The sequence below is a fragment of the Arthrobacter sp. CAN_C5 genome (assembly GCF_017875735.1).
In the GTDB taxonomy this organism is placed as follows: domain Bacteria; phylum Actinomycetota; class Actinomycetes; order Actinomycetales; family Micrococcaceae; genus Arthrobacter_D.
On sequence record NZ_JAGGMZ010000001.1, the window covers coordinates 1,285,076 to 1,311,714 of the forward strand.

At 64.5% G+C, this 26,639-nt stretch carries 28 protein-coding genes, 1 other RNA gene, 2 pseudogenes and 1 riboswitch; of the genes and pseudogenes, 24 read left to right on the plus strand and 7 right to left on the minus strand.

All coding sequences use genetic code 11. From position 1 onward, the window contains the following. The first annotated feature begins 91 nt into the window (after positions 1–91). The 9 genes and pseudogenes from H4V95_RS06060 to H4V95_RS06100 all read left to right on the plus strand — a co-directional run bounded on the left by H4V95_RS06060 (position 92) and on the right by H4V95_RS06100 (position 6,547). Positions 92–989, plus strand: a pseudogene (locus H4V95_RS06060) (IS5 family transposase). A gap of 156 nt (positions 990–1,145) precedes the next feature. After that, positions 1,146–1,460, plus strand: a pseudogene (locus tag H4V95_RS06065) (CpaF family protein); the annotation flags it as partial. After that, complete coding sequence (locus H4V95_RS06070; protein ID WP_209729376.1) at positions 1,457–2,314, plus strand: type II secretion system F family protein; 858 nt, start codon at positions 1,457–1,459, stop codon at positions 2,312–2,314. The pseudogene H4V95_RS06065 and the gene H4V95_RS06070, both read left to right, overlap by 4 nt. Continuing rightward, positions 2,311–3,252 (plus strand): type II secretion system F family protein, encoded by a 942-nt coding sequence (locus H4V95_RS06075; RefSeq protein ID WP_395939812.1) that lies wholly within the window; start codon positions 2,311–2,313, stop codon positions 3,250–3,252. The genes H4V95_RS06070 and H4V95_RS06075 overlap by 4 nt, the downstream gene beginning before the upstream one ends. A 40-nt stretch (positions 3,253–3,292) precedes the next feature. After that, on the plus strand, positions 3,293–3,535 hold the full coding sequence (locus H4V95_RS06080) for a hypothetical protein (protein ID WP_209729378.1): 243 nt from the start codon (positions 3,293–3,295) through the stop codon (positions 3,533–3,535). Between the two features lie 21 nt (positions 3,536–3,556). After that, positions 3,557–3,991, plus strand: coding sequence for a TadE family protein (locus H4V95_RS06085; RefSeq protein WP_209729380.1), 435 nt, complete (start codon positions 3,557–3,559; stop codon positions 3,989–3,991). Then, a complete protein-coding gene (locus H4V95_RS06090) occupies positions 3,957–4,400 on the plus strand; it encodes a hypothetical protein (RefSeq protein WP_209729382.1) in 444 nt (147 codons plus the stop codon). Before H4V95_RS06085 ends, H4V95_RS06090 begins: the two co-directional genes overlap by 35 nt. 62 nt (positions 4,401–4,462) lie before the next feature. After that, the gene (locus tag H4V95_RS06095) at positions 4,463–4,873 is read left to right on the plus strand and encodes a pilus assembly protein TadG-related protein (protein WP_209729384.1); all 411 of its coding nucleotides are present in this window, start codon (positions 4,463–4,465) and stop codon (positions 4,871–4,873) included. 108 nt (positions 4,874–4,981) lie between these two features. Then, positions 4,982–6,547 (plus strand): FG-GAP-like repeat-containing protein, encoded by a 1,566-nt coding sequence (locus H4V95_RS06100; protein ID WP_245345598.1) that lies wholly within the window; start codon positions 4,982–4,984, stop codon positions 6,545–6,547. Positions 6,548–6,562: 15 nt separating this feature from the next. Here H4V95_RS06100 and H4V95_RS06105 read toward each other — a convergent pair whose 3' ends face one another. Beyond that, positions 6,563–7,627, minus strand: a complete 1,065-nt coding sequence (locus H4V95_RS06105; RefSeq protein WP_209729386.1) for an FAD-dependent oxidoreductase — start codon at positions 7,625–7,627, stop codon at positions 6,563–6,565. Positions 7,628–7,886: 259 nt separating this feature from the next. On the opposite strand from H4V95_RS06105, the gene H4V95_RS06110 reads away from it, so the two are divergent. From H4V95_RS06110 to H4V95_RS06165, 12 genes are all read left to right on the plus strand, one after another. Next, complete coding sequence (locus H4V95_RS06110) at positions 7,887–9,020, plus strand: glutamate--cysteine ligase (protein WP_209729388.1); 1,134 nt, start codon at positions 7,887–7,889, stop codon at positions 9,018–9,020. Between the two features lie 82 nt (positions 9,021–9,102). Continuing rightward, complete coding sequence (prfB, locus tag H4V95_RS06115; RefSeq protein ID WP_196865719.1) at positions 9,103–10,221, plus strand: peptide chain release factor 2; 1,119 nt, start codon at positions 9,103–9,105, stop codon at positions 10,219–10,221. 133 nt (positions 10,222–10,354) lie between these two features. After that, positions 10,355–11,059, plus strand: coding sequence for a cell division ATP-binding protein FtsE (ftsE, locus tag H4V95_RS06120; protein WP_209729390.1), 705 nt, complete (start codon positions 10,355–10,357; stop codon positions 11,057–11,059). After that, positions 11,056–11,970: a permease-like cell division protein FtsX gene (ftsX, locus tag H4V95_RS06125; RefSeq protein ID WP_209729392.1), complete on the plus strand. Its 915-nt coding sequence runs from the start codon at positions 11,056–11,058 to the stop codon at positions 11,968–11,970. Before ftsE ends, ftsX begins: the two co-directional genes overlap by 4 nt. Before the next feature lie 28 nt (positions 11,971–11,998). After that, complete coding sequence (locus H4V95_RS06130; RefSeq protein ID WP_209729394.1) at positions 11,999–13,510, plus strand: M23 family metallopeptidase; 1,512 nt, start codon at positions 11,999–12,001, stop codon at positions 13,508–13,510. Positions 13,511–13,595: 85 nt separating this feature from the next. Then, positions 13,596–14,069, plus strand: a complete 474-nt coding sequence (gene smpB / locus H4V95_RS06135; protein ID WP_196865723.1) for an SsrA-binding protein SmpB — start codon at positions 13,596–13,598, stop codon at positions 14,067–14,069. A 3-nt stretch (positions 14,070–14,072) separates the two neighbouring features. After that, positions 14,073–14,444, plus strand: coding sequence for a hypothetical protein (locus H4V95_RS06140; RefSeq protein WP_209729396.1), 372 nt, complete (start codon positions 14,073–14,075; stop codon positions 14,442–14,444). 81 nt (positions 14,445–14,525) lie between these two features. Continuing rightward, positions 14,526–14,896: a transfer-messenger RNA gene (gene ssrA, locus H4V95_RS06145) on the plus strand. Positions 14,897–15,003: 107 nt separating this feature from the next. After that, positions 15,004–15,276 (plus strand): hypothetical protein, encoded by a 273-nt coding sequence (locus tag H4V95_RS06150; RefSeq protein WP_209729398.1) that lies wholly within the window; start codon positions 15,004–15,006, stop codon positions 15,274–15,276. A 67-nt stretch (positions 15,277–15,343) separates the two neighbouring features. Continuing rightward, positions 15,344–17,482, plus strand: a complete 2,139-nt coding sequence (locus H4V95_RS06155) for an alpha-galactosidase (RefSeq protein ID WP_209729400.1) — start codon at positions 15,344–15,346, stop codon at positions 17,480–17,482. A 13-nt stretch (positions 17,483–17,495) separates the two neighbouring features. Next, complete coding sequence (locus tag H4V95_RS06160; RefSeq protein ID WP_209729402.1) at positions 17,496–19,205, plus strand: alpha-glucosidase; 1,710 nt, start codon at positions 17,496–17,498, stop codon at positions 19,203–19,205. Positions 19,206–19,227: 22 nt separating this feature from the next. Continuing rightward, positions 19,228–19,719, plus strand: a complete 492-nt coding sequence (locus H4V95_RS06165; protein WP_209729404.1) for a YdeI/OmpD-associated family protein — start codon at positions 19,228–19,230, stop codon at positions 19,717–19,719. Here the strand turns inward: H4V95_RS06165 and H4V95_RS06170 are convergent. Further along, positions 19,716–20,816: a glutamate--cysteine ligase gene (locus H4V95_RS06170; RefSeq protein ID WP_209729406.1), complete on the minus strand. Its 1,101-nt coding sequence runs from the start codon at positions 20,814–20,816 to the stop codon at positions 19,716–19,718. The genes H4V95_RS06165 and H4V95_RS06170 overlap by 4 nt on opposite strands. A gap of 85 nt (positions 20,817–20,901) precedes the next feature. Then, positions 20,902–20,973: riboswitch (Fluoride riboswitch) on the plus strand. A 22-nt stretch (positions 20,974–20,995) separates the two neighbouring features. On the opposite strand from H4V95_RS06170, the gene H4V95_RS06175 reads away from it, so the two are divergent. The 3 genes from H4V95_RS06175 to H4V95_RS06185 are packed head-to-tail and all read left to right on the plus strand — an operon-like array spanning position 20,996 to position 22,358. Next, positions 20,996–21,478 carry a universal stress protein gene (locus H4V95_RS06175; RefSeq protein WP_209729408.1) on the plus strand — a complete coding sequence of 161 codons (483 nt, stop codon included), beginning with the start codon at positions 20,996–20,998 and terminating at the stop codon, positions 21,476–21,478. Continuing rightward, positions 21,478–21,975, plus strand: coding sequence for a CrcB family protein (locus tag H4V95_RS06180; RefSeq protein ID WP_209729410.1), 498 nt, complete (start codon positions 21,478–21,480; stop codon positions 21,973–21,975). Before H4V95_RS06175 ends, H4V95_RS06180 begins: the two co-directional genes overlap by 1 nt. Next, entirely contained in the window at positions 21,972–22,358 is a 387-nt protein-coding gene (locus H4V95_RS06185; RefSeq protein WP_209729412.1) for a CrcB family protein, read from the plus strand. The genes H4V95_RS06180 and H4V95_RS06185 overlap by 4 nt, the downstream gene beginning before the upstream one ends. 14 nt (positions 22,359–22,372) lie before the next feature. On the opposite strand, the gene H4V95_RS06190 is transcribed toward H4V95_RS06185, so the two are convergent. The 5 genes from H4V95_RS06190 to H4V95_RS06210 are packed head-to-tail and all read right to left on the minus strand — an operon-like array spanning position 22,373 to position 26,570. After that, positions 22,373–23,113: a metal-dependent transcriptional regulator gene (locus H4V95_RS06190; RefSeq protein ID WP_196865733.1), complete on the minus strand. Its 741-nt coding sequence runs from the start codon at positions 23,111–23,113 to the stop codon at positions 22,373–22,375. Between the two features lie 3 nt (positions 23,114–23,116). Then, positions 23,117–24,031 carry a metal ABC transporter permease gene (locus H4V95_RS06195; protein WP_196865734.1) on the minus strand — a complete coding sequence of 305 codons (915 nt, stop codon included), beginning with the start codon at positions 24,029–24,031 and terminating at the stop codon, positions 23,117–23,119. Then, complete coding sequence (locus H4V95_RS06200) at positions 24,031–24,858, minus strand: metal ABC transporter ATP-binding protein (protein WP_209729414.1); 828 nt, start codon at positions 24,856–24,858, stop codon at positions 24,031–24,033. The genes H4V95_RS06195 and H4V95_RS06200 overlap by 1 nt, the downstream gene beginning before the upstream one ends. After that, a complete protein-coding gene (locus tag H4V95_RS06205; RefSeq protein ID WP_209729416.1) occupies positions 24,855–25,763 on the minus strand; it encodes a metal ABC transporter solute-binding protein, Zn/Mn family in 909 nt (302 codons plus the stop codon). The genes H4V95_RS06200 and H4V95_RS06205 overlap by 4 nt, the downstream gene beginning before the upstream one ends. Positions 25,764–25,811: 48 nt before the next feature. Further along, entirely contained in the window at positions 25,812–26,570 is a 759-nt protein-coding gene (locus H4V95_RS06210; protein ID WP_209729418.1) for a class I SAM-dependent methyltransferase, read from the minus strand. Between the last annotated feature and the right edge of the window lie 69 nt (positions 26,571–26,639).

The window sequence follows — 26,639 nt, forward strand, 5'->3', positions numbered from 1 at the left end:
ATAGCCCGGTCAAGGTTCTCCGCGGAATAGCCAAAGTCAAACTAGGGCGTGTCTCCTTATTGTTCGGTGAGGTCTTTGGGATGCTGGTGGTATGTCACGTACTGCTGTTTTGTCGGATGCTCAGTGGGCTCGGATTGAGCCGTTGATGCCAAGCTCGGACGGAAGCCCGGGCCGCCCCTTCAACAATCACAGGCTGGTCGTTGAGGGCATCGTTTATCGGTTCCGGGCAGGAATCCCGTGGCGGGATCTGCCGGAGTGTTTCGGGTCGTGGAAGACGGTGTGGAAACGCCACCGCCGGTTCAGCAGCGATGGCACCTGGGACAGGATCCACACCCAGTTGCTGGCAGAAGCTGACGCGGCAGGGATGATCGATTGGGAGGTTTCCGTGGACTCGACAGTGAACCGGGCTCACCAACACGCAACCAACCTTCCGCGCACCACAGGGGGACCTGTCGAATTACATGAAACTGCGCGAGGAGCCTCCTGACCACGCGATCGGCCGCTCCCGTGGCGGGTTGACGACGAAGATCCATCATCTCTGCGACGGGAAAATGCGGCCGTTGGTGATGCTCATCGGACCGGGCCAGGGCGGGGACTCACCAATGTTTCCGCTCTTGCTCGATGCGTTGCACGTCCCGCGGATAGGCAAAGGCAGGGCTCGGACCAGGCCGGACCGGGCGTTGGGAGATAAGGCGTATTCTTCCAAAGCTAACCGGAACCTCCTGCGTTCCCGCGGGATCCAGGCGGTCATCCCGGAACGCTCCGACCAGCAAGCGAACCGTAAACGCCGCGGCCGCAGTGGTGGAAGACCCGTCGGTCTCGACAGGGAAGCCTACAAACGGCGCAACGTCGTTGAACGTTCCTTCAACACCTTCAAACAATGGCGCGGTCTGGCCACCCGGTACGACAAACTCGCCCTCACCTACCGCGGAGGAGTCGTACTCCGAGCCATCACTATTTGGCTCAAAGAATTAGGAGACACGCCCTAGTCGAACTCCAGCGGCAGACGTCGTCAATAGGGCGCTAATCCACTGCCGCGAAGGAGCGTGGACCTCCGCTCGCTAATATGAATTGGTACAAACTCGACCAGTGATTTCTCACGTTCCCCGGATCGACGGGGTAAAAGTACACGTGGTGAAGAACGTGCCACTGACGCAGTGACGAAGATCTGTACCCTTCCGCTGCTCGCCGGTGACAACATCTCTAGCGCTTTCGTTGTGCCGACCGTCGCGTCCTGCATCGATCTCGTTGTCCATTGTGAACGCGTCCGAGACGGACGGCGGTGGATTACCGAAATCCTGTGCCTGGGGCGACGGGTGGAGAACGGCATCATCGAGTCTTCCTCAGTCTTCCGGAGGGTCGGAGGAGACCTCGTCGTCACGGCATCGGCCATGCCCGCTGAGGAGAAGTTCGCGAATGCGGGTTTCCAGGTGTCACGACTGCTGGAGCCCGTGACATGACGGCGGCGATTGGGGCTGCGCTCGGGACCGGGCTGTACCTCCTCTGGTGGTCTTGCTGGACCGAATCCCCGCGGAGCAGGCCAGCCGTTCAACAGATCGGCCGGGTTGAGGAACTCCTCCTGCGCGCCGGAATCGAGAAGGTTTCGGTGGGGGGCCTGGTGGCATCCTCACTGGGGATAGGGGTGCTGTGCTTTCTCGCGATCCTTGTTCTCACCGGGTCTCCACCTATCGCGGCATGCTTCTCACTATTTGCCGCATTCCTCCCCACGGGTGTCGTCAGGTGGAGGGCACACCGGCGCGCGGCGGCGCTCCGGGAGCTGTGGCCCGACGTCGTTGACCACTTGCGATCGGCGATCCGGGCTGGATTGTCGCTTCCGGAAGCGATCTCCCAACTGGGTGACAAGGGGCCGGTCGAGCTACGCCAGGCGTTCGGCGCGTTCGGCGCTGATTACCGCGCTGGTGCCCGGTTCGACGATGCACTGGGTCGGTTGAAGACCAGACTCGCCGATCCGGTAGCGGACCGCATCATCGAAGCCCTGCGGATGACACGTGAAGTGGGCGGCTCTGACCTGGGCCGGCTCCTCGGAACCCTGGCCGACTTCCTGCGGGACAGCGCCCGGACGAGAAGCGAACTTGAGGCACGACAATCCTGGACCATCAATGCTGCCCGCCTGGCGGTGGCCGCTCCCTGGCTGGTTCTGATGCTCCTTGCAACCCGGCCCGAGGCGGTCAGGGCCTATAACACTCCAACCGGCGCCGCCGTCCTGCTGGGAGGCCTGGTGATTTCAGTGGTGTGCTACCGGATCATGCTTCGCATTGGTGCGCTGCCCCAGGATGAGAGGGTCCTCCGGTGATGGATATCCAGGCGCTCGCAGCGCTCGCTGGTTGCGTGCTGGGCGTGGGGCTGTGGTTGGTCGTGGTGAGAGTGCCGCTGATGCGATCGACGCGGTTTGTCGACCGGGTAGCGCCCCAACTGAAGTCTGTTGATGTGCGTTCCCGTTTGTTGGATGGGTCTCCGGCGCTCTTGACTCCCTTCGGTCCCATCGAGCGCATTGCACGCCCGGTGGTGAACGACGTCGTCGGTTGGTTGGGCAGGTTCAATCCTGCATCGACCATGTTGGCCAAACGGCTGGCCCAGGCCGGTAAGGACCAGAAGGTCGTCGACTTTCGGGCTGAACAGATTCTCTGGGCGGCGGTTGCTCTCAGCCTCTCCGCCGGGACGGCGGTGTTGATGACTTTGTCGGGTGCCATCGGCCCGTTCCCCGCTGCGCTCGCCGTCGTGGGATGTACAGCCGGCGGATACCTGCTGAGGGACTACGTCTTGACTGCGCAGATCAAGCGGCGGGAGGCCAAGATGCTCGCCGAATTTCCGAGCCTGGCAGAGCTGATGGCCTTGGCAGTGAGCGCGGGGGAGAGTGCAACAGGGGCGCTGGAACGAATCTGCCGCACAGCTCACGGGGAGCTGGCGCTGGAGTTTGAGCGGGTCCTCGCGGAAACCCGGGCTGGGACACCGCTCATCGCGGCACTGCAGCAGTTCTCCGACCGCACCAGGCTCACGCCCCTGGTGCGGTTTGTCGATGGAGTGTCGGTAGCAGTCCAGCGGGGCACACCGCTGGCAGATGTGCTGAGGGCGCAGGCCCAGGATGTCCGCGATGTGTCTAAGCGGGAACTGATGGAGTCCGCCGGAAAGAAGGAGATCGCCATGATGGTCCCCCTGGTGTTTGGCGTGCTTCCCCTGACGGTGCTCTTCGCCGTTTACCCGGGCATTGCCCTGATCAGCCTGGGGCTGTGACCCACAGCAAACAATTGAAGTCGACCGGAAGAGGCACAGAATGAAACCGCACCCACCCATCCAACGGATCCTTCCGGCCCTTTACCTACTCGTGGCATTCACTCTGACCCGTGTGGTTCATGGGGCGCGCGGCACCGCAAACGATCCGTCCGAGCGCGGTGACGTGCCGGGATGGGTCATGATCACGCTGATGTCAGCCGTGCTGGTGGCGGCGTTGTTGGCTCTCGCCGGCCCAGCCCTGGAGAACCTGTTCAATGACGCGATCAGTCGCGTCAGTCCCTGAAGCAACCCAGGGATACGCCGGATGGAATCCAGGCCGGACTGGCGGCGCACCGACCACAAGGGCGGGGCTGAGGATCCCGAGCGTGGCGCAGCGGTGGTCGACTTCGCGTTGGTGGGAGGTCTCCTGACCGTCATCTTTATCGCGGTCTTGCAGCTGACGCTGGTTCTCCATGTCCGCAACACGCTCATTGATGCCGCGTCCGCTGGGGCGCGCTACGGCACATTGGCCGACCGCTCAGCCAGTGATGCGGCCGATCGTACGGGGACGATCCTTTCCACCGCACTGAATGGCGCATACGCAGAGAACATCTCGGTGGAGGAGATCGATCGGGACGGTCTGTCGATGTTGGCCGTGACAGTGCGGGCACCGTTGCCGGTGATCGGGCTCATTGGTCCCGCCGGGATTCTCGAGGTGACAGGACATGCGGCGCTCTCGACCACCCCAGCGGATCAATAACGAGGAATCCGGAAGTGCCGTGGTGGAGTTCGTTTTTCTTGGGCTGCTGCTCCTGGTACCTGTCATTTATTTCGTCCTGACACTCTCCCAGCTGCAGGCCGGGTCTTTCGCGGTCGTTGGTGCGGCAGACCAGGCCGCGAAAGTCTATGTGAGTAAGGAATCAGTGCCGGATGCAGCTGCGGGTGCGCAGCGGGCGGCCCTGCTGGTGCTGAATGACTTCGGGTTCGATGCAGCTGCAGCGGAGGTTCAGATCCGGTGTTCAGGCGAGTGTCTGGCTCCCGGATCGGGTGTGACCGTTGAGGTTCGGCTTGGAGTTCAGCTGCCGCTGATGCCATCGGGGGCCGGCGTGAGTGGTTCGGCGATCTCAGTAGACGCGTCAGCAACCCAGCTAGTGGAGCGTTACCGGTGAGTGGCCGCCTGCTACAGCCCAGACCTAGCCGTGCATCGTCTGCCGCTGAGGAAGGGCACATCATGGTGATGGTGATCGGCTACGTTCTGTTGTCCCTGCTGACACTCACGGTGGTCATGGCAGCGTCTGCGGTTTACCTTGACCGGCAGAAGCTTTTATCGGTTGCCGACGGGGCGGCTTTGAGTGCGGCGGATACGTTCGGGCTGGCGGAGCCGGAGCCGGATGCCACGGCGCCGGTGCCGGAACTGGACTCGGGTACGGTGCGCTCGTCGGTGCAGAATTATTTGGTCCTGACCGGTGCCGGAGCACGGTTCAACGGACTGTCTGTCGATCCAGCGACCGGCGCACCGGATAGCCGGACGGCTCGGGTGGTGCTCACCGCCGTCGTTCATCCGCCAATGGTGAATTTCCTCGTCCCCGAAGGTATTCCGATTGTGGTGACAGCGGATGCCAGGTCCGAGCTGACCCGCTGAGATCGCCTGAGATTGGTGCCGCTGAGCAGGCTCTTTATTCCTTCAGCGGCGGTAAACTGGTGCCGGTTGGATGAGGTGGTTTGCGTGATGATTCGCTCGCTCCGGCGGATGGCAATAGCTCTACTGACTTCACTGGCGCTCCTGCTCGGCTTCGTGACCGTCGCACCCCCTGCCCAGGCCGCGCCGCTGTACGGCCACGACATTTCCTGGCCCCAGTGCTCGACGGCGCAGGGCGGGTTCTCTCTGCCCATGCCGCCCACCTCCACCCAGTTCGTGATTATCGGACTGACCAGGGGGCTTCCCTTCACCGAGAACCCCTGTCTGGCCAGCCAGGTCAACTGGACCAAGACCAACAACAAAAAAGCACACGGTTATGCGATGGCGGGCTACCCGACTGCCGCCCAGCTGAGCACCTACGGCTCAAGGGGGCCGTGGACCAGCAACACCCGTGCAGGGCGACTCTCCAACGTGGGCTACTCCGAAGCGCAATACGCCGTCGCAAGCATGAACAGGATTGGGTTCCGGCCGCCGGTCGTCTGGATCGACGTCGAACCCCGCCCCGCCCAGCCCTGGCCCACCAGCACGGCAGCTCAACAACGGGACAACCGGCTCATCATCGAGGGGCTGATGCGGGGCCTGCGGGACGCGGGCTTCTCCTACGGTCTCTACTCCTATGCTGCAGGCTGGACCGGGATCACCGGCTCCTGGCGGTTGCCAGGGGTGCCCGTCTGGGCGACCGCCGGCAGGCTGGACTATCCCAACGAAGCACTGGACCGCTGCCGTCAACCGAGTTTCTCCGGTGGCCGCGTCTATATTTCCCAGTGGTACGACGAAACCCGCGACTACGACCTGACGTGCGAGCCGTACGCCTTCACGCCCCTCGCGATCCCTGCATCAACGCTGTCCCTATCCACAGCGGAGTTCAACGGGGACTGGAACAATGACATCCTGGCCCGCGTCACGTCAACGGGTGACCTGCGGTTGTACCGGGGGAAGGGGAACGGCACCGTTTGGTCTGGTATCCGAATTGGGGTCAATTGGGGGTCAATGAACGCCCTCGAAACGCCTGGTGACTTCAACGGCGACGGCCCCTCTGACGTGCTCGCTCGTGAGGCAGCCACTGGCTACCTCTGGCTTTACCGGGGGAACGGCACGGGGGGATGGCTTCCCCGCGTTCGGGTCGGCCACGGGTGGAACGCGATCAACTCCATCGTCGGGCCGGGCGACTTCAACGGCGACCAGTTCGTCGACGTCCTAGCCCGTGAGAGGACCACCGGCTACCTCTGGCTCTACCCGGGAAACGGGTCCGGCGGGTGGTTGCCCCGGCAGCGGGTCGGCAGCGACTGGAACGCGTTCAGCGCGATTGTCGCGCCGGGCGATTTCAACGGGGATGGCCGTTCGGACATTCTCGCCCGAGAATCAGCGACCGGGTACCTGTGGCTGTATCCGGGCAACGGCGCCGGGCGGTGGCTTCCAAGAGTGCGGGTCGGGACCAGCTGGAACTCGATGACCGCCCTGATGGGTCCGGGTGACTTCAACGGCGACCGCACCGCGGACCTCCTCGCACGGGATTCCCGGGGCTACCTGTGGCTGTACCCGGGCAACGGCTCCGGAGGCTGGCTGCCGCGGGTTCAGGTGGGGACCGGATGGAATGGGCTGAACGCCATCTTCTAGACGGAGAGCCGCCCCTCAGGTGCTGGCTGTGACCTTGTCGAGGCGCTTCACGGCCGCAACCGCGGCAGCCCTGCCGGCGCGGGTGGCTCCCAGTGTGGAAGCGGAGGCTCCATAGCCCACCAAGAGCACCCGGGGATCCTTGATGACATGGACCCCATCCATCCGGATGCCGCCTCCAGGTTCCCGCAGTTTCAAGGGAGCCAGATGATCCAGCGCCGCCCTGAACCCGGTGGCCCACAGGATGGCGTCCGCCCGGATCTCTCTTCCGCTCTCAAGGAGAACCCCCTCGGGCGTGATCGAACGCATTCCACCGGCAGAGATGAGGATCCCGGCGTCAATCCCGTCCTGATACTGGCGGGTCAGCGGCAGCCCAGTCGTCGAGACCACGCTGGCCGGTGGAAGTCCCGCCGCCGTGCGTTCGTTGACAGACGCTTCGACCTCCCTGCCCCATTCGGCGTTGAACTCGCGCCCGGTGAACGCCGGCGGGCGGCGCGTGACCCAGGTGGTGGTGGCACCGGCCGCGGTGAGCTGGAGAAGGAACTGGGCAGCGGACGTCCCGGCACCCACCACCACCACGTGTAGTCCTTTGAACTCCTCCGCCGACCGGAAGTCATGGGTGTGGAGCTGAGAGCCGAGGAACAGTTCGCGGCCCGGATAGTAGGGCCAGTAGGGGCGGTCCCAGGTGCCGGTGCCGTTGATGATCAGCTCGGTATCCCGGCTGGCCGATCCGGTGACGACCCGCAGCGGACCGTCGGTGGAGTCGGACACGACCTCCCGGACGACCTCCGGGCGGTGTACCGGTAGCTCGAACTTCCGCTCATAAGCGCCGTAGTAGCGGCTGACCACGTCCGACGCCGGCTCGGTGGGGTCGGGGACGCCGAGCGCAAGTCCCGGCAGGTCATGAATATTATGGGCAGTCCCGAAGGTGAGCGATGGCCAGCGGTGCCGCCACGCGCCGCCCGGGCCTGGATTGGCATCCAGCACCACGAAGTCCCTCTCGGGCTCGAGTCCCTGCCGTCGCAGGTGGTAGGCGGCCGAGAGACCGGCCTGGCCGGCCCCAATCACCACAGTTTTCAGCATGCTTCCCTCTCACCCATCCCCGATTACCGGTACCCGATCCTCGCCTACCCATGGAACGGGTGAACGGGGGGTGCTTATTCCACCGCTGCCGGCATTCCGGCTCGGGCCTTGGCCCCCACAGGTGGGGGTGCACTGGGGCCCGCCAACCTCAAGGGTCTCCGGCGACCCTTGACACCCTTCTTGGTTCTGAGGACGCTTCTTCCTAAGCCCTGGGTTATCCGCATCCAGCCCCCTGGCACGAAGAAGAGGAGGGGAGGCAGTGTCCACAGGAGACGTCACCCCCTCCGGTACCCGGGCGGGCAGGACGTTCGGCGTGGAGGAAGAACTCCTCCTGCTCGATGAGCACACCGGGCGCCCGGCGGCTCTCTCGCCGCTGGTTCTTTCCGAGGTGGCGCCCGACGACGACGACACCAGCGAGTTGTCCCTGGAACTGCAGCAGCAACAGCTGGAGGTAATCAGCCAGCCCTACGCCGACCTGAGGGACCTGGCGGCGGCAATCCACGGCGGCCGTCGCCAGGCGGACCGTGCAGCTCGCCAGTATGGTGCCAGGGTGGCAGCGCTCGCCACCAGCGTCCACCCGGGGACGCTCAGGCTCGCGCCCGAGGGCAGGTATGAACGGATGCGGGATCTCTACGGGCTGGCGCTCGCAGAGCACCTCACCTGCGGGTTCCATGTGCACGTGTCAATCGAGTCCCCAGAGGAGGGCGTCGCCGTCCTGGACCGGATCCGGGTGTGGCTGCCCATCCTGCTGGCGCTCAGCGCCAATTCACCCTACTGGAACGGGGTGGACAGCGGATATGCCAGCTACCGCTATCCCCTGAACCTCCGCTGGCCCACCTCCGGTACCTACGAGCCGTTCGGCTCGGTGCGGGCGTATCAGAAGTTGATCCAGACGCGTCTCGACGGCGGCGTGATCCTCGACGAAGGCATGTTCTATACCGATGCGCGGTTGGCGCGCAAACACCCGACAGTGGAGGTCCGAATCTGCGACGTCTGCCTCTACGCGGGCGACGCCGTCCTGATCGCAGCCTTGACCCGCGCGCTGGTCGAAGACGGGGCGCGGGCGTGGCGGGCAGGAGAGCCGGCACCCGTCGCCACGGCTGCGGATCTCCGGGCCGCCAGCTGGACGGCCAGCAGATACGGGCTCGGAGGACCACTCGTCAACCCGGTGGATGGAGGGCTCTGCGACGCCGCTGACGCAATCAACCTGCTGATCACACGGGTACAACCAATCCTGCGGGAGTACGACGACGAGGCCACGGTGAACGGGTTGCTGCGCAGGATCGTGCAACACGGATCGGGGGCCGATCACCAGCGGCACCTGATGCGTGAAGGCCCGGCGGCCGTCGCCGCCGATGCCATGGAGCGCACCCATCTGGGCCCCCTGAGCTAGCCACCACGCACCAAGTCACCCGGCCGATTACCCGCAGGGGTCACCACGTGAGTCCGGCGCCATGACGTAGGCTGGATCAATCATGGCAAACATCGATTTTCCCGCAGAAATCCGCGCGCTCCGCACCAAGTACGCCAACATCGAACAGGTCGCTGATGTGGAGGCGATCCGCACTGACATTGCTGAACTCAGCGAACAGGCGGGGGAGCCCAACCTGTGGGACGATCCTGCTGCCGCCCAGAAAATCACCTCCCGGCTGTCCCACCGCCAGTCTGCGCTGGAGCGCCTGGAAACCCTTCACTCACGCATCGAGGACCTCGAAGTCCTGGTGGAACTGGCCCAGGACGAGGACGACGAGGCCTCCCGGGAGGAATCCGTCAAGGAACTTACCTCGTTGAGCGCCTCACTGGATCGGCTTGAGGTGGTAACCCTGCTGGCGGGGGAGTACGACGAACGGGAAGCGGTGGTCAGCATCCGTTCGGGTGCTGGTGGAGTGGACGCTGCCGATTTCGCCGAGATGCTGCTCCGCATGTACCTGCGCTGGGCCGAACGCCACGGGTATCCCACCCAGGTGCTGGACACCTCCTATGCGGAGGAAGCCGGCCTGAAGTCCGCCACCTTCGAGGTGAAAGCGCCCTACGCCTTCGGCACCCTCTCCGTGGAAGCCGGAACGCACCGGCTCGTGCGAATCAGCCCCTTCGACAACCAGGGGCGCCGCCAGACATCCTTCGCCGCCGTCGAAGTCATCCCGCTCATCGAACAAACCGACTCTGTGGAGATTCCCGACAACGAGATCAAGGTGGACGTGTTCAGGTCCTCCGGCCCCGGCGGCCAGTCGGTCAACACCACTGACTCGGCGGTCCGCCTGACCCACATCCCCACGGGCATTGTGGTGTCGATGCAGAATGAGAAATCCCAACTGCAAAACCGTGCCGCGGCACTGAGGGTGCTCCAGTCCCGTCTGCTGCTGCAGATGCAGGAAGCGGAAAACGCTGAAAAGAAGGCGATGGCCGGCGATGTGAAGGCGTCGTGGGGTGACCAGATGCGCTCGTACGTCCTCAATCCGTATCAAATGGTCAAGGACCTCCGGACCGAGCACGAGGTGGGCAACACCTCGGCGGTGTTTGACGGTGAGATCGACGACTTCATCGATGCCGGAATCCGGTGGCGGGCCAATAACCGCAGTGCTCCCGCGGAGTAGACCGACACCAAAGCGACACACCGCCGTGATGAGCAGTCAACGCACAAGGGCGTCGCTATAGTTCAGAGGCCGGTACTTCTTTCCCCCAGCAAATGCCCGTGCACTGGCAGCTTCCTATGGGCGCAAAGTAGTCATGATTAGATTCGACACTGTCACCAAGGTCTACGACAACAAGTCACGGCCTGCTCTCGACGCCGTCAGCCTCGAAGTGGACCGTGGGGAGTTCGTTTTCCTGGTCGGGGCCTCAGGGTCCGGCAAGTCCACGTTCATCCGCCTGGTCCTCAAGGAGGACCGGGTGTCGCGTGGATCCGTGTACGTGGCAGGCCAGAACGTCGCCAACATTCCCAGCTGGCGCGTTCCCAAGCTGCGCCGCGGGATCGGCGTGGTGTTCCAGGACTTCCGGCTGCTGCCCAACAAGACCGTTTTCGCCAACGTCGCGTTCGCGATGCAGGTGATCGGGAAAAGCCGCGCCGTCATCAGGGAGACAGTGCCCGACGTGCTGCAGACGGTGGGCCTTGAGGGCAAGAACAACAGGATGCCCCATGAGCTCTCCGGTGGCGAGCAGCAACGCGTCGCGATTGCCCGGGCCATCGTGAACCGGCCAGGCATCCTGCTGGCCGATGAGCCCACGGGAAACCTCGACCCCACCACGTCCATGGGCATCATGAAAGTGCTGGACAAGATCAACTCCAACGGCACCACCGTGGTGATGGCCACTCACGACGACGACATCGTGAATACGATGCGGAAGCGGGTGGTCGAGCTCCACAATGGGTCGGTGGTACGCGACGACGCCCAGGGCATCTATATCGGCGAGACCGGGGTACCAGCGCAATGAGGTTCGCTTTCGTCCTCGGCGAGCTGGGATCCGGCCTGCGCAGGAACCTGGCGATGGTCGTCTCGATTATTCTGGTCACCTTTATCTCCCTGACCTTCGTGGGTGCGGCGGGCCTGCTGCAACTGCAGATCAACCAGATGAAGGGCTACTGGTACGACCGCGTTCAGGTTGCCGTGTTCCTCTGCGTGGATAATTCCACCTCGCCGAGCTGTGCCGCAGGCCCGGTCACCGACGACCAGCGCGACGACATCGAAGCGATCCTCGAATCGGACTCCTTCAGCGCGTACGTCTCAACGGTCGAGTACGAATCCCAGGAAGAAGCGCTCGGCCATTTCCAGGATCAGTTTGCCAATTCACCGATTGTTGATTCGGTAACAGAGGACCAGCTGCCCGAATCGTTCAGGGTCAACCTGGTGGACCCCGAGAAATATGAGGTCATCAACGAAGCCTTTTCCTCGACGCCCGGGGTTGACGTGGTCAGCGACCAGAGGGAATTGCTGGAACGGCTTTTCACCTACATGAATGTTGCGTCGGCGATCGCGTTGACCATAGCCGGCGTTATGCTGCTCTGCGCGGTGTTGCTGGTGGCAACTACTATTCGACTTTCGGCGTTCAGTAGACGCCGCGAGACCGGAATTATGCGTCTGGTGGGCGCCAGTAAGGCCGTCATCCAGCTCCCGTTCGTGCTGGAAGGGGTGATTGCCGCGGTGATTGGTGGGCTGTTGGCCACCGGCACACTGTGGGCTCTCGCCCACTTCGCCCTCAACGGTGTGCTCGCAGAGATGTATCCGGAAACCGCATTTATTTCCTCATCCGAGGTGCTTCTTTTGGCCCCACTGCTCATTTTGTTGGGTGGAGTTCTTGCCGGAGTGTCGTCACTTCTCACTCTCAGACGCTATTTGAGGGTTTAGAGTGATGTCCAGCAAAGAAAGAGAGCCTATGCTTGCCCTTAAATCTTGGCCGTTCTCGCCGGCCAATCAATCAGTCGCGACCAAAGCCGTTGTCGGCACATCGGTCGCGGTGATTGTGGCGTTGGCGTTTGGCTTCAGTGCACCAGTCTTTGCTGATGAACTTGATAACCGGCAGAGCGCTCTCGAGCAGGAAATCGAAGATGTTCAGCAGTCGATCGAGTACCTCGATGCCGACATTGCTAAAACGATCGCCCAGCTCCGGGTCTTCCAGGGACAATTGCCCGCAGCCCAGCAGGCCTTGGCGGATGCGCAGGGGCGCGTCGAATCGGCAACCAGCCAGGTAACCGCGCTGACCCAGCGGGTCGACCTTGCGCAAGAAACAAAGAACAAGATCAACGAGCAGATTGACCTCGACCAGGAGGCGATGGGCGAAACCCGGGAGATGATCGGGCAAATCGCTACCCAGGCCTACAAGAACGGGGGAGTGCCCTCGAACCTGTCACTGCTCTTTGGTTCGGAAGGCTCGGAAAGCCTCACCAACTCAATCGACATGGTCGACCAGGCCCTGCGCAGCCAGAACGCCGCCCTCGATCAGCTTTCCCAGCAAAACGCGATCAACCTCAGCTCAGAGGCGCGTCTGATCGCCGTCGAGGCTGAGATCCTCGACCTTCAGGCGCAGGCGGAGGAGGCACTCGCCGCGGAACAGATAGCCCGCGACGAAGCAGCAACGCAAAAGAGTAAGGTCGATGCCCTCGTGGCGGACACCTCTGAATTGTCTGAGCAGCTCCAGGAACAGAAGCCAGTGATCGAGGCCCAGCTGGCCGAGGTGGAATCCGCACATCAGAAGGTCACCGCTGACATCGCTGCGAGGCAGGCCCGGCTGATCGAGGAGGCGCGCAAACGCGAGGAAGCCCGGCTCCGCGCCGAGGCCGAGGAGCGGGCCCGGATCGAGACCGAACGCCGCGCCCAGGCTGCGGCTGAAAAGGCTGCCGCCGAGAACGCAGCGGCAGCCGCGGCCGCTGCTGCGGCCCGGCGGCCGGCACCGGCACCCGTAGAGCCCGCCGCTGTTGTTCCTGCGACGGTAGGCCCCATCGCTCCCATCGAGTCTGGCGATCCCTCCGCCTTCGGACTGCGGGCACCGGTTAGCGGTCCCGTTTCCTCTGGCTTCGGGTGGCGTGCGACACCGGTGGGCACGATCGACTTTGACGGCTCCGGCGGTTACCGGCACACCGGGATCGACTACGGCGTGGGGTGTGGCACACCGCTGTACGCGGCGGCCGCCGGCGAGGTCTGGTATGCCGACTCCAACGCAGTAACCGGTGCTGGCAACCGGGTTGTCATTAACCATGGCGTACTGCAGGGGAACGCCCTGGCGACCAATTACTACCACCTGTCCAGCTTTAACGTGTCGGTAGGGCAGAAGGTCAGCGCCGGCCAACTGATAGGCCGCACGGGTACCACCGGCAACTCCAACGGCTGCCACCTGCACTTTGAAACGCAGCTCAACGGCAGCCTCGTCGACCCGCTGGGCCTGCTGTAGGACCCGACGCACTAGACTGGAGGGACCGTTCGTTGCCTCCCGGTGGTAAGCCGTGGAGCCGCCCACCTGCAAAAGGAGTTGTACCGTGCCCAAGGAAAGTGGCCGAAAAGTAGTGGCCACCAATCGGAAGGCCCGGCATGACTACGAGGTGCTGGACACGTATGAGGCTGGCCTTGCCCTGATGGGCACCGAGGTGAAGTCACTCCGCGCCGGGCGCGCCTCCCTGGTGGACGGGTTCGCCATCTTCTACAACGATGAACTCTGGCTCGAGGGCATCCACATTCCCGAGTACACGCAGGGTAGCTGGACCAATCACGCCGCCCGACGCCGTCGCAAATTGCTGCTGCACCGTGACGAACTCACCCGTATTTCCCAGCGGATCCGCGAGAGCGGGTTCACCCTGGTTCCGTTGCAGTTGTACTTCCTCAACGGCCGCGCGAAGGTGGAAATCGCCGTCGCCCGCGGTAAGCGGGACTACGACAAGCGACAGACCCTGCGGGAGAAGCAGGACAATCGCGAGGCTCTGCGCGACATGCGTGAGAAAAACCGGGGCACCTGAGGTATGAGCGATGTTTTCTGGGAGGCCCAGGAACCTGGCGAGGATCCCGACGAGTCCGAGTTACGGTACCGCAGGCCCTGGTGGGTCACTGTCGTCGCCCTGATCGACCTGCTGCTCCTGCTCGCGATTGTCCCGGTGGGGATCTTCGCGCTGATTCCCTTCTTCCTCCTGATCTATCTGTACCTGGCGCAGCTGATCATCTGGGTGGCACCGCTGCTCGTCCTGATGAACGTGGTGGTGTTCTGGTGGAGCTTCAAGCGCAAACAGGCGGCAACGACGGCGCTGGCCGCCGTCGGGCTCGCATTCGTGGCGGTGTCATTTGTGGTGGTATCGCTGTGGCAGTCCCCGATTGTGATTTTTGGGATTACCTTCTAGCCGGGAATACCTCGTCCATGATGGTGCGTTATACTTGGATATCCGGGCAACCGGGATGCACCACAATTGATAACTACACACGGGGATGACAGGTTTCGACGATGTTAGTCGCGACAGGGGAAGCGGGCCGAGGATTTACAAGGCTATCTCGTAAACGCTCCTTGTAAAAATATAAGTGCCGAACAAAAACGCACTGACTTCGCTCTCGCTGCCTAAGCAGTAAGACCAAGTCCGTCAGCCCGGGAATGCTCTCGTCCCGGATCCTGGCGTCATTTAGAGGGCCACTGCTCCTGAAACTTGTTACAGGTTTCAGGGGGACACTTATGTAACTGAGCTTGGCAGCAGTCTGTTTGCAGAACTGCTGAAGCTGAGAAAAACCGACGCAAACTGCGCCCGGAGAAGCCCTGACTACACTGCATCGGACGCGGGTTCAATTCCCGCCATCTCCACACAAAAGTCCCGCCTGGATTTACGGCCAAACGTCCTTACCCTTTGGGGGAGGGACGTTTGGTCGTTAAGGCGCCAGGCTCTAGGCTCCGGTACAGAAGATACGGTGCACATGACACTGTGGCGTCAACACCTGCCTGCCAGCCGTACACTGATCTGTATGAACTGGACGGATGATCCGCCACCGTGGCTTCCTCCGCTGCCGCCGCCCAATCGCGGCCGCGCCCTGGTCACCACGGGCTTGATCCTGGTGATCGGAACCTTCATTTTCATTTTTTACATGAGTTTCATCGGTGGCACCCATACGCTGTACACCCTGATCCCGTTGGCCGTCGGATTGATATTCCTCATCATGGGGATGGTCAGGCGCAACGAGGGGCGTTAACCATCGGGCCGGGGTTCCCAGCTTCACCACCTTGACCCCCCAATTACTTTTACGATAAAAATAACTAATGAATTCCGCACCCGTCCTCCACCTCACCAACGGTGGCACCAGTGTCATCATCGACACCTCGACCGCCGGCCTCCCCGCCATTCTGTACTGGGGCGAGGAACTGGGAGAGCAGGGCAACCTCGAGGACTTCGCCACCGCCTCCCGGCCGCAGCGGGTCTCGGGCGGTCTCGACACGCCGGCCCAGCTGACCCTCGTGCCGCAGGAGTCGCTCGGCTGGCAGGGCACCCCCGGCCTGACCGGTACCCGCGAAGGCCTGGTGCTGTTTCCCCGGCTCACCACCACCAACGTGTCCTCCACGGGGAGCGAATTGCGGTTCACCGCGTCGGATCCCCACGCCGGCCTTCGCCTCGACGGTACTGTCACTGTCACCGGGGCGGGCCTGCTCCGGCAGCGGCTCCACCTGACGAACGAAGGCCAGACCCCCTGTGAGGTAGGCTCGCTGCTCGCGGTGTTCCCGGTCCCGTCGTCGGCAGTGGACATTCTCGACACCACCGGCCGCCACCTGCGCGAGCGCAGCCCCCAGCGACACACCCTCACCACCGGCACCTATCGACGGGAGAGCCGTCGGGGCCGCCCCGGGCTCGACGCGACCCTCCTGCTAGCCGCCGGCGAGTCGGCCTTTCGCTTCGAATCGGGCGAGGTCCACGCCGTCCACTGCGCCTGGAGCGGCAACCACCAGCTGCTGGTGGAGAAGACTCCCACGGGTGCCGCGTTCATCGCCGCTGGAGAGTTGCTCCTGCCCGGGGAGATCCTGCTTCAGCCAGGTGAAACCTACGACGCTCCGGATGCGCTTGGTTCCTGGGGGTACGGGCTCAACCAGCTGGCTCAGCGGTTCCACCGGGAGCAGCGTGACCGGCCCTCCCATCCACGCCGGGCACGACCGGTCACGCTGAACACCTGGGAAGCCGTCTATTTCGATCATGACCACACCCGGCTCACCCGGCTCGCGGACAAGGCAGCCGAGGTGGGTATCGAGCGGTTTGTGCTCGACGACGGCTGGTTCCGGGGGCGGCGCGACGACACGGCCGGTCTGGGGGACTGGTTTGTCGACGACGGCGTGTGGCCCGACGGGCTGGACCCCCTCATCGACCATGTGCGCTCGCTCGGCATGGAGTTCGGGTTGTGGTTCGAACCCGAGATGATCAACCCGGACTCCGACCTGGCGCGCGCGCACCCCGACTGGATCCTGCAGGCTGCGGGGCGGCTGCCGCCGTCGGCCCGCCAGCAGCAGGTACTCAACCTGGCCATTCCCGAGGCCTGGGACTACATCCTGGAGCGGATGGACGCCATCCTGGCGGCCCACGATATTGCCTACATCAAGTGGGACCACAACCGGGACCTGATGGAGGCGGGCACCGCCGGATCGGGTGCCGCCGCAGTTCACCGCAACGTGCGGGCACTGTATCGGTTGCTGGACGAGCTCAAACGTCGCCATCCCGCGCTGGAGATCGAAAGTTGCGCCTCGGGCGGTGGCCGGGTGGACCTGGGCGTCCTGACCCGCACCGACCGGATCTGGACGAGTGACTGTATCGACCCGCTGGAGCGCTTGGTCATCCAGAAATACACCGGGCTGCTGGTCGCTCCGGAACTCATGGGAATGCACATCGGCGGTCCGGTATCCCACTCCACCCACCGCGCCCACTCGCTGGCGTTCAGGGCGGCTACTGCGGTGTTCGGGCACTACGGGGTTGAGTGGGACATTGCCGAGCTGGCCGAGGAGGACACCGCCGACCTCGCGTCCTGGATTGCCCTGCACAAGCGATGGCGGGAACTGCTCCACACCGGCCAGGTAGTCCATGCCGACCTCCCGGACCCTGCCATGGACCTGCGCGGAATCGTCGCTCCAGACCGCACCGCTGCGCTGTATGCCTACACCCTCAGCGCATCCAGCTCTTCCTACCCGCCCGGGAGGATCCGGCTGCCGGGTCTTGACCCCGCGGCGAGGTATACGCTTGCCCCGGCCGCCGGCGCGCTGCAGCATCCCGACGCCGGCCATTCACCCCTGGACTGGTCCGAGGCAGCGCGGGCCGGAACGCCCCTGGTCCTCTCCGGACGCCTCCTGGGTTCCACTGGAGTCCAGGCACCGGTGCTGTTCCCCGAACAATCCGTCCTGATCGAGGTCCGGCAGGTCCCGTGAGAGGATCGTCCCCATGAACACCGCCCCGATCCAGGACCAGCCCGCCTGGTGGACCCACGCCGTCGTCTATCAGGTCTATCCACGCAGCTTCGCAGATTCCGACGGCGACGGCGTCGGGGACCTCGGCGGAATCATCGGCAAGCTTGATTATCTGGCGGAACTCGGGGTGGACGTGCTGTGGCTGTCTCCCGTCTACCAGTCGCCGCAGCACGACAACGGGTATGACATCAGCGATTACCGCAGGATCGACCCCGCGTTCGGCACCCTCGAGCAGTTCAGCGAGCTCCTGGCGGGAGCGCATCACCGGGGCATGAAACTGGTGATGGATCTGGTGGTCAACCACACCTCCAACGACCACGAGTGGTTCAGGGAGGCATCCTCCTCGATCGACTCGCCCAAACGGGACTGGTACTGGTGGCGGGATCCCCGGGAGGGGTTCACCGCCGGCGAGCCGGGTGCTGAACCGACCAACTGGGGATCGGCTTTCAGCGGACCTGCCTGGACGCTCGACCCGGCCTCCGGACAGTACTACCTGCACCTGTTTGCACCCCAGCAGCCGGACCTCAACTGGGAAAACGCTGAAGTCCGGTCGGCTGTCTACGAAATGATGAACTGGTGGCTTGACCTGGGCGTCGACGGTTTCCGGATGGACGTCATCAACTACATTTCCAAGGATCCTGCCCTGCCCGACGGCGTGGTGCCCGCCGGTGGGCTCTGGGGCGACGGCGCTCCGCACTTCATTTCCGGACCGCGGATTCACGACTACCTCCAGGAGATGCACCGCGAAGTGTTCAGCGGCAGGACTGCCGACCTGATGACGGTGGGCGAGATGCCCGGTGCAACCCTTGAAGAGGCCCGGCTCTTCACCGATCCCGCCCGCCAGGAACTGGACATGATCTTCCAGTTCGAGCATGTGGGACTGGACTACGGGCCGGGCGGCAAATGGGATTACCGGGGGCTGGACCTTCAGGACCTGAAAACGTCCTGGAACCGCTGGCAGAAGGGCCTTGCTGACACCGGTTGGAACAGTCTGTACCTGAACAACCACGACCAGCCGCGGCTGGTGTCCAGGTTTGGCGACGACACCCGCTACCGGTACGAATCAGCCACCCTGTGGGCTACGCTGCTCCACCTCCACCGGGGGACCCCCTACATCTACCAGGGGGAGGAACTGGGGATGACGAACGTCCCATTCACCACGATCGGGGACTTCCGGGACCTCGAGTCCATCAATTACTACAACGAAGCCACCACCGCGCTGGGCCGCGACCCCGAGCAGGTGCTGGGGATGATCCGCATCATGAGCCGGGACAACGCCCGGACACCGATGCAGTGGACCGCCGGCCCGCACGCGGGATTCACCACGGGCGAACCGTGGCTGGCCGTCAACCCGAACTATCCGACCATCAACGCCGACACCGATCGATCGGCCGACCGGTCCATCTACGGGTACTACCAGCGGCTCATCAAGCTGCGCCACGACAGCGCGGTCGTGCGGCTCGGCACCTTCACCCTGATTGAGGAATCCCACCGCACACTGTACGCCTTCACCCGCACCCACGACGGCGAGACGCTCACCGTGCTCGGCAACGTGTCGGGGGAGGAGCTCGCCCTGCCGCCGGAGCTTGGCGAGGGCGAAGTGGTGCTGGGAAACTACCCGGCCCAGGATCCGCTGCGCCTCCAACCGTGGGAGGCGCGCCTGTTGCGGACGGCCATTCGGTAGACGGGTTCGCTAAGCTTCTGAAATGGCCCAATTCCGAGATCCCGGCCCCATCGAGTTCGACGCGATTATTCAGCGCTCGGCTGTCGTCGGCTCGGCAGCGTACGTTGAGTTTCCGCACAGTGTGCCCGAAACCTTTGGCGCAAGCGGGCGCGTGCCGGTGATGGCAGCGTTCGACGGTGTTGGCTACCGCGGTTCACTGGTCACCTACGGCGACGCGCATCTGTTGCTGGTGCGCTCCGATGTGCAGGAAGAAATCGGGAAGGCCGCCGGTGACACGGTGCGGGTTTCCCTCACCCTCGACACCAGTGAACGGGTGGTGGCCCTCGCCGACGACGTGGTGGATGCCCTGGTCGCCGGGGGCGAAGTGGATGCGTTCAGGGCCCTGTCCTACTCCCGCCAGCGCGAATACGGCCTGTGGATCGCGGCGGCCAAGCGCCCGGCGACCCGGGAGGCTCGCATCAAACGGACGGTGCAGCGTCTTGCGGAGGGTAAGGCCAACCAGAAGCCGGGTTAGCGTTCGGCGGTGAGGGTTTCGCTGTACAGATCCAGTAGCGCGGCCATTCCGCCGCCCTCCATCGCCCGGCGCTGCCGTTCAGCGCCCGTCCCGCGCTCCCAGACAGTCGCCAGGCCAGCGGCGATCCAGTCGGCGTCGCCCTCTTTGTCGACTGCGTCAGACGTGTAGCCCAGCAACCGGTCCATCTGCTCGCGGGCCGGAATCAGATCGCCCGTGTGAAGGTCCACCAGGTCTCCGGCCAGTCCATGCCGGGCAGCCTGCCACATGGCCGCATCGAGCAGCTCAGGGTCCGGGTCCAGGAACGGCAGTCCTGCCTCCGCCTCGCGGATGGCGGTGGATACCAGCCCCCGGACCAGGGCCGCCTGCAGCACCGAATCCTGTGCCTCCAGCTGGGCGTCGCCGGCCCGCACCTCGAGGGTGGGATACGTGTCGGAGAGCCGCGCCATCCAGGTCAGCACCCCGCGGTCGATGATGACGCCGGTGGCTACCAGCCGTTCAATCCGGCGTTCGTAGCCGGCGGCATCGGCGAATACCGGGGGGCAGCCCTGCACCGGCCACCGGCGGTAGTGCACCACCCGCCAACTGGCGAAGCCGCTGTCCCGGTCCAGCCAGAACGGCGAGTTGGTGCTCAGGGCGGTGATGACCGGGAGCCAGGGCCGGATCCGGTTCAAGGCCTGTACCCCGGTTTCCTTGTCCGGGATGCCCACGTGCACATGCAAGCCGTTCACGAACTGGTCCGCGACAATACCGCGGGCGCTCGCCCGGAGTTCGTGGTAGCGCTGCTTGTCGGTCAAGGTGGGATACGCGGACTCGATCCGCGGGGCTGTCGCCGACCCGGTGGCGCGCACCCCGGCCTTCCGCGCCGCCGCGGAGATCCGTCGCCTGAAGTGCAGCAACGATTCCTCGGCCTCGGTGAGGGTGGTGCAGACCGGCGTCGCAGTTTCCAGCTGGCAGCCCAGGAGCTCACGCTGGATGTCCTCCGCCTCGATCGTCGATGACTGTTCCAGTAACGCCTGCACCTCGTTGGCCTTATAGACAGGCAATCCCGACGTCGGGTCCAGCAGGAGGTACTCTTCTTCAATCCCCAGCGTTGTCATGTAGTGATCATTGCATTTGTTGGCCGGTCGATAATACTGTGACGCGCTGCGGCTCCATCGAGCCGGCGGACCAATCCGCTATAGTCGAGGCAACGGCGATGGATCCCGCCGGGGCCCTGCCCGAACCGCCACAAGGGCTGATGGTTCCCGCCTTGGCACTCGATAGAGGCAGGTACACCGTGAATTCCGTTCGAGGCCCCCTGCTGGTCGGGGTGATGCCGGGTCAGGACCGGGCGGTTCTCGATACCGCAATCACCCTGGCGCGCGCACTGGACACCACTGTCGCTTTCGTCTACGTCGACCCCGCCGGGTTCCGGTGGCAGGAGCCCGACGGCGGGGAGCATTTCGCCTCGATCGACCCCGACGTCGAGGACGACGACTCCAGGTCGGCGCACCTCGAATCCGTGCTCAGCGCCGGACTCGCCGAAGCCGGGATCGGATGGAGCTACCGGGTGGCCCGCGGCGAGGCAGCGCATGAGCTTGCGCAGGCAGCTGAGACGGCGGGGGCGTTCATGATCGTGGTGGGAGCGCGCCGCCAGACCGTGGCACGCCGGATGGGGAATCTTCTCACAGGTTCGGTGGCCGCCCACCTCGCCCACCACCAGCCAACGCCGGTCCTGGTGGTTCCCGCTGCCCCCTCCCATCCGCAGGGTGGGCGCTGATGCACTCCCGTCCAACCGTGTCCAGTGTGACGACGCCGGCGCCGCTGGAGCGCCATCCCCATTGGCGACCGGCTCTTCTTCTCCTTGTCTTCCTCGGAGGAATGGCCGGAACCCTGTGCAGATACTGGCTGGAGGGGGTTGTCCCCAGGCCGTTGGGCCTCCCGCTGCCCACCCTGGCCATCAACTTGGTCGGCGCTTTCCTGCTGGGTCTGTTGCTCGAAGCGCTCCTGCGGACCGGACCGGACCGTGGAAAACGTCGGTCCGCCCGTCTACTCCTCGGCACCGGGCTGCTCGGTGGTTTCACCACCTACAGTACGTTCGCCATCGAGGCCGTCGGTTTGGGAATCGACGGGGATCTCGGGTGGGCTGCCCTGTATGTCGGAATCAGCGTGATGGGCGGGATCCTGCTGAGCTTCGCGGGGATCGCCGCAGCGTCGGCGCTGCACCGACGCCGCGCCAGCCGGCCGCGCCCCCACCAGGGCGGAGCCAGGCCATGAGCGTGCTCCTGATACTTCTGGTCGGTGCGGCGGGCGGATGTGGCGCTGTGACCCGATTCATGCTGGACGGCGTGGTGAGATCCCGGTTCCGGACAGCCATTCCGTGGGGCACCGTGGCAATTAACGTGGTCGGGTCGGGGCTGCTGGGGATCCTGGCCGGGCTGGGCCTGCGCGGTGGCATGCCGCTCGACCCAGAAATGATTGCCGGCGTCGGATTCCTGGGCGGGTTCACTACGTTCAGCACCGCCAGCATCGAAACCGTCAGACTGCTGCAGAGCGGACGGGTGGGTCGCGGCCTGATCAATGCGATGGGCACCGCCACCCTGGCTCTTCTCGCCGCGGGGGCCGGTCTGGCCGTCGGCTCTCTACTGGCGGGCGGCTGACGCAGCACCCGGGGCTACACCCGTGCGGGTTCGGCGAGCCGGCAGCCGGTGTGGACTCCATCCGTCTCGATCCAGAGCGCCTGGGTCAGCTCCTCGCCGAAGTCGTACGTCCTGGCATCTGCTATCCCACCCACGGCAACCACCAGCGGACCACCGAAGGGTTTACGCTCCACCACGCGTACCGGTATATCCAGGTCGATGGATTCCGAGGCAAGAAACCGCAGCAGGTCGGGGTTCGCGTCGCTGATCCGCGTAATCCGTCCAGGGTGGCCGTCGTCAAGATCCTTCAGCAGGTGAGCGGTGGGCAGGGTGATCCTTCCATCAGCGGTGGGGATGGGATCCCCGTGCGGGTCCCGGGTGGGGTGGGAAAGTTTCCGGTCCAGCCGTTCGATGAAGGTGTCGGAGACCGTATGTTCCAGCAGCTCTGCTTCGTCGTGCACCTCGTCCCAGCTGTATCCCAGCTCGCTGACCAGAAAGGTCTCCAGGAGCCGGTGCCGGCGTACCATCGCCAGGGCCAGCTGCCGCCCGTCACCCGTCAGCTCCACCGCACCATACGGTTCATGGCGGGCAAGGCCCAGATCCCTCAGCTTGCGCACCATCTCGGAGACGGAGGAATTCGCCACCGACAACCGGGCGGCCAGCTGCGAGGCTGTGACAGGACGATCCTGCCATTCGGTGAACGAGTAAATGACCTTCACATAGTCCTGGACGCTCGATGATCCTGCGCTCAGTGTTGCGGCAGTGCGCTTGGCCATGGGTCAGGCCCTTCCTGTCGGTTGCAGCCGGGCCGGTTCTCCGACGTCGTCCGGCGTGGTGGGACGCCGCAACCGACGACGGTTGCCTGCCTGCCAGATGATTCCCGTCCGGCGGGCGAAGAGGTAGACGAGCACAAAGACGAGCGATTGGGACAGGACCACTGCAGCGCCCGTCGAGATGTCCAGGTAGTAGCTGGCGTAGATACCGGCCACCGACGCCACGGTGGTGATGCTCGCGGCGAGGATCAGCATTCGGTCGAAGCTGCGGGTCAGGAGGAACGCCGTTGCACCGGGGGTGATGAGCATAGCCACCACCAGGATGATGCCGACGGCCTGCAGCCCGACGACGACGCTCAACGCCATCAGGCCCAGCAGGAGGGTGGACAGAGCCTTGGTGTTCAGCCCGATCACATGGGCGTGGGTGCGGTCAAAAGCGAACAACGTCAGATCCCGGCGTTTGTACAACACGATGGCGAGGGTCAGGGCGCCGAGGATGACCACCTGCCAGAGCTCACCGTCGGTCACGCCCAGGACGTTGCCGAAGAGGATGTGCATCAGGTCCACCTGGGACGGCGTGCGGGACACGATCGCCAGCCCGACGGCGAACAGCCCGGTGAAGACGACGCCGATCACCGTGTCCGACTTCAGCTTGGTCGTCGATTTCACCACACCGATCAGGGCGACGGCTCCGGCGCCGAAGACGAACGCGCCGATCGAGAAGGGGATCCCGATGATGTAGGCCAGCGCAACCCCCGGCAGGACGGCGTGCGAGACGGCGTCGCCCATCAGCGACCAGCCCATCAGGATCAGCCAGCAGGAGAGCACCGACGCCACCACCGCTGCGCATACCGTGACCACCAGGGCCCGGGTCAGGAAACCATACTGCAACGGTTCGGTCAGGAAGGACAGGAATTCCATCACGAATCCTCGTTCTTTTCGGTGGTCGGTGAGGGAGGGCGGGGGCCGGACGCGGCCCCGGGAAGCGGCCCGAACGCGAGCGCCAGCTTTTCATGCGTCAGCACCTCTGCGGGCAGGCCATGGGCAAGGACCCGGTTATGCAGGAGCACCGCCTCGTCGCAGAGTTCGGGGATCCCCGCGAGGTCGTGGGTGGAGATCAGCGCCGTCCGGCCCTCGTCCCTGAGCTCCTTCAGGAGGCTGATCAAGGTGGCTTCGCTGGACTTGTCCACCCCGGCAAAGGGCTCATCCAGGAGGAGGAGCTGGGCATCCTGGGCGATGCTCCGGGCAACGAAAGCGCGCTTCTTCTGCCCGCCGGAGAGTTCCCCGATCTGCCGGCTACGCTGCGCGGTCAGGCCCACCCGGTCAAGCGCTTCGTCTACAGCCTCCCGGTCGGCACGGCCGGCCCGGCGGGACGGCCCCATCCGCCCGTACCTGCCCATCAGGACCACATCTCCCACCGAGAGCGGGAAGGTCCAGTCGACATCCTCCGATTGGGGGACATAGGCCACCATATTGGTGCGCCGTGCGGTGCGGTGGTCCTTGCCGAAGAGTGTCACCGTACCCACCGAGGGCTGCACCAGGCCCATCAGGCATTTGAAGAGTGTCGACTTGCCCGATCCGTTGACGCCGATCAGGCCGCAGATCCGTGCCCGCTCGACGGTCAGGTCAACGTCAATCAGCGCCTGCACCTCGTTGTAGCTGACGTTGAGTCCCGAGACGGACAGCGCGGCCACCGGGTGGAGGTCGGCAGGGGAGGGCGCAGGGTGTGCGGGGGCGTACCAGCTCATGGGGCGAGTCCTTCGGTGATCAGTGCAATGTCGTAGCGCAGGAGGTCGAGGAAGGTGGGTACCGGGCCGTCCGGCCCCGAGAGCGAATCGACATACAGGGGTCCCGAGAGATTCGCACCAGTGGCCAAGGCCACCTGCTCCTGCGCCGAGGGGTTGACTGTCGATTCGCAGAACACCGTGGGCACCTCGTTGGCCTCGACGAACCCGATCACTTCCTTGATCTGCCGGGGTGTGCCCTCAGCGTCCGAATTGACCGGCCAGATGAACGACTCGTAAAGACCGGCATCCCGAGCCAGGTAGGAGAAGGCGCCCTCGCAGGTGACCAGGGCCGGGGTGCCGCCGTCGGCGAAGGCAGCTTGCAGGTCGTCGAGCATTCCCTGCAGTTCGGCCTTGATCAGCGCACCGTTCGCCTCGAAGTCCCTGGCGTGGGCGGGATCGAGGTCGGTGAGCGCCGCCACGATATTGTCCACGTAGGTCTGTGCGGCACGGGGGGACATCCAGGCGTGCGGGTTGGCCAGTCCACTGTAGTTGCCGGAGCGGATGTCGACCGGTTCCACACCCTCGGAGAGAACTGCGCGCGGAGCGTCGACGGCGATCAGGAATCGCTCGAACCACCGTTCAAGACCCAGGCCGTTGTCCAGGATCAGGTCGGCGTCCTGGGCGTTCACCAGGTCTGAGGGAGTGGGATCGTAACCGTGGATCTCCGCACCGACCTTCGTGATGGACTCGACCCGGACATGCCCTCCACCGACCTGGTCGGCGAGATCGGCGAGAACGGTGAAGGTCGTCAACACCATGGGACGATCATCGTCGTCGGCCGGCCTCACCTGGGCTGCCGGACTGGCGCCACAACCGGCGACCGCAAGCAGCATCGCCAGGACCAGCGGAAGACAATATTTCGGCATACCTAAATCCTACTCATAGGCGTGCCTTAACAGTAGTGACAGGCCTGATCAGTTGCGGTCAGCCCGCCAGGAATGGGTGAAGTAGGGCAGGTCTACCGCGGCCTCACCGTTGAATCCCAGATGCTCGTGCAGGTACCAGTCCAGGTTGGCTTCCACCTTCACGCGGATGGCTGGGCTGGCGCGGCGGTAGTAGCTGCGGGATTTGGCCAGTTCGATGATGTCCGTGGTGCTCAGCTGCTGGTTCCACCGGGCGGTCAAATGCTGCGCTACCCCGAACCCGGGGCCGATTGCGGGCTGGTACTCGGGGGTGTAGACGTCCCCGGCATGCATGATGCGGCTGAGCCGGTGAACCCAGGGGACCGACACATCAAGCTGGTTCCAGAGGAGGGCGAGCCGTCCGCCGGGAACCAGGATGCGTGCCACTTCCGCTGAAGCCGCGACCGGATCAAGCCAGTGCCAGGCTTGTGCAATGGTCACCAGGTCGGTGGAGGCGACGGCCAGTCCGGTCGATTCGGCGGTGCCGACCACGGTGGTGACCTGGGGGAGCTTCGCCCTGAGCACCCCCAGCATGTCGCTGGAGGGGTCGACGGCGGTCACCTGCAGCCCGCGCTTCACCAGCTCGGCGGTAAAGAGGCCGGTACCCGCGCCCAGATCGGCGGCTGCTTGCGCACCGTGCGGCACTGACCAGTCGACACTCTCCGACGGGTAGCCAGGTCTGACCCGGTCATACTGCTCGCCGCCGTCGAGATAGCCACCCGCGAGGTGGACTCGCCGGCTCTGGTGCAGGCGCGGGCCGCCGCGGGGCATGGTGGACTCGCTTTCGCAGGCTCGGACAGCTGTCGGGATATACCCCTAGCGTAGCCCCGACCAGTCGGA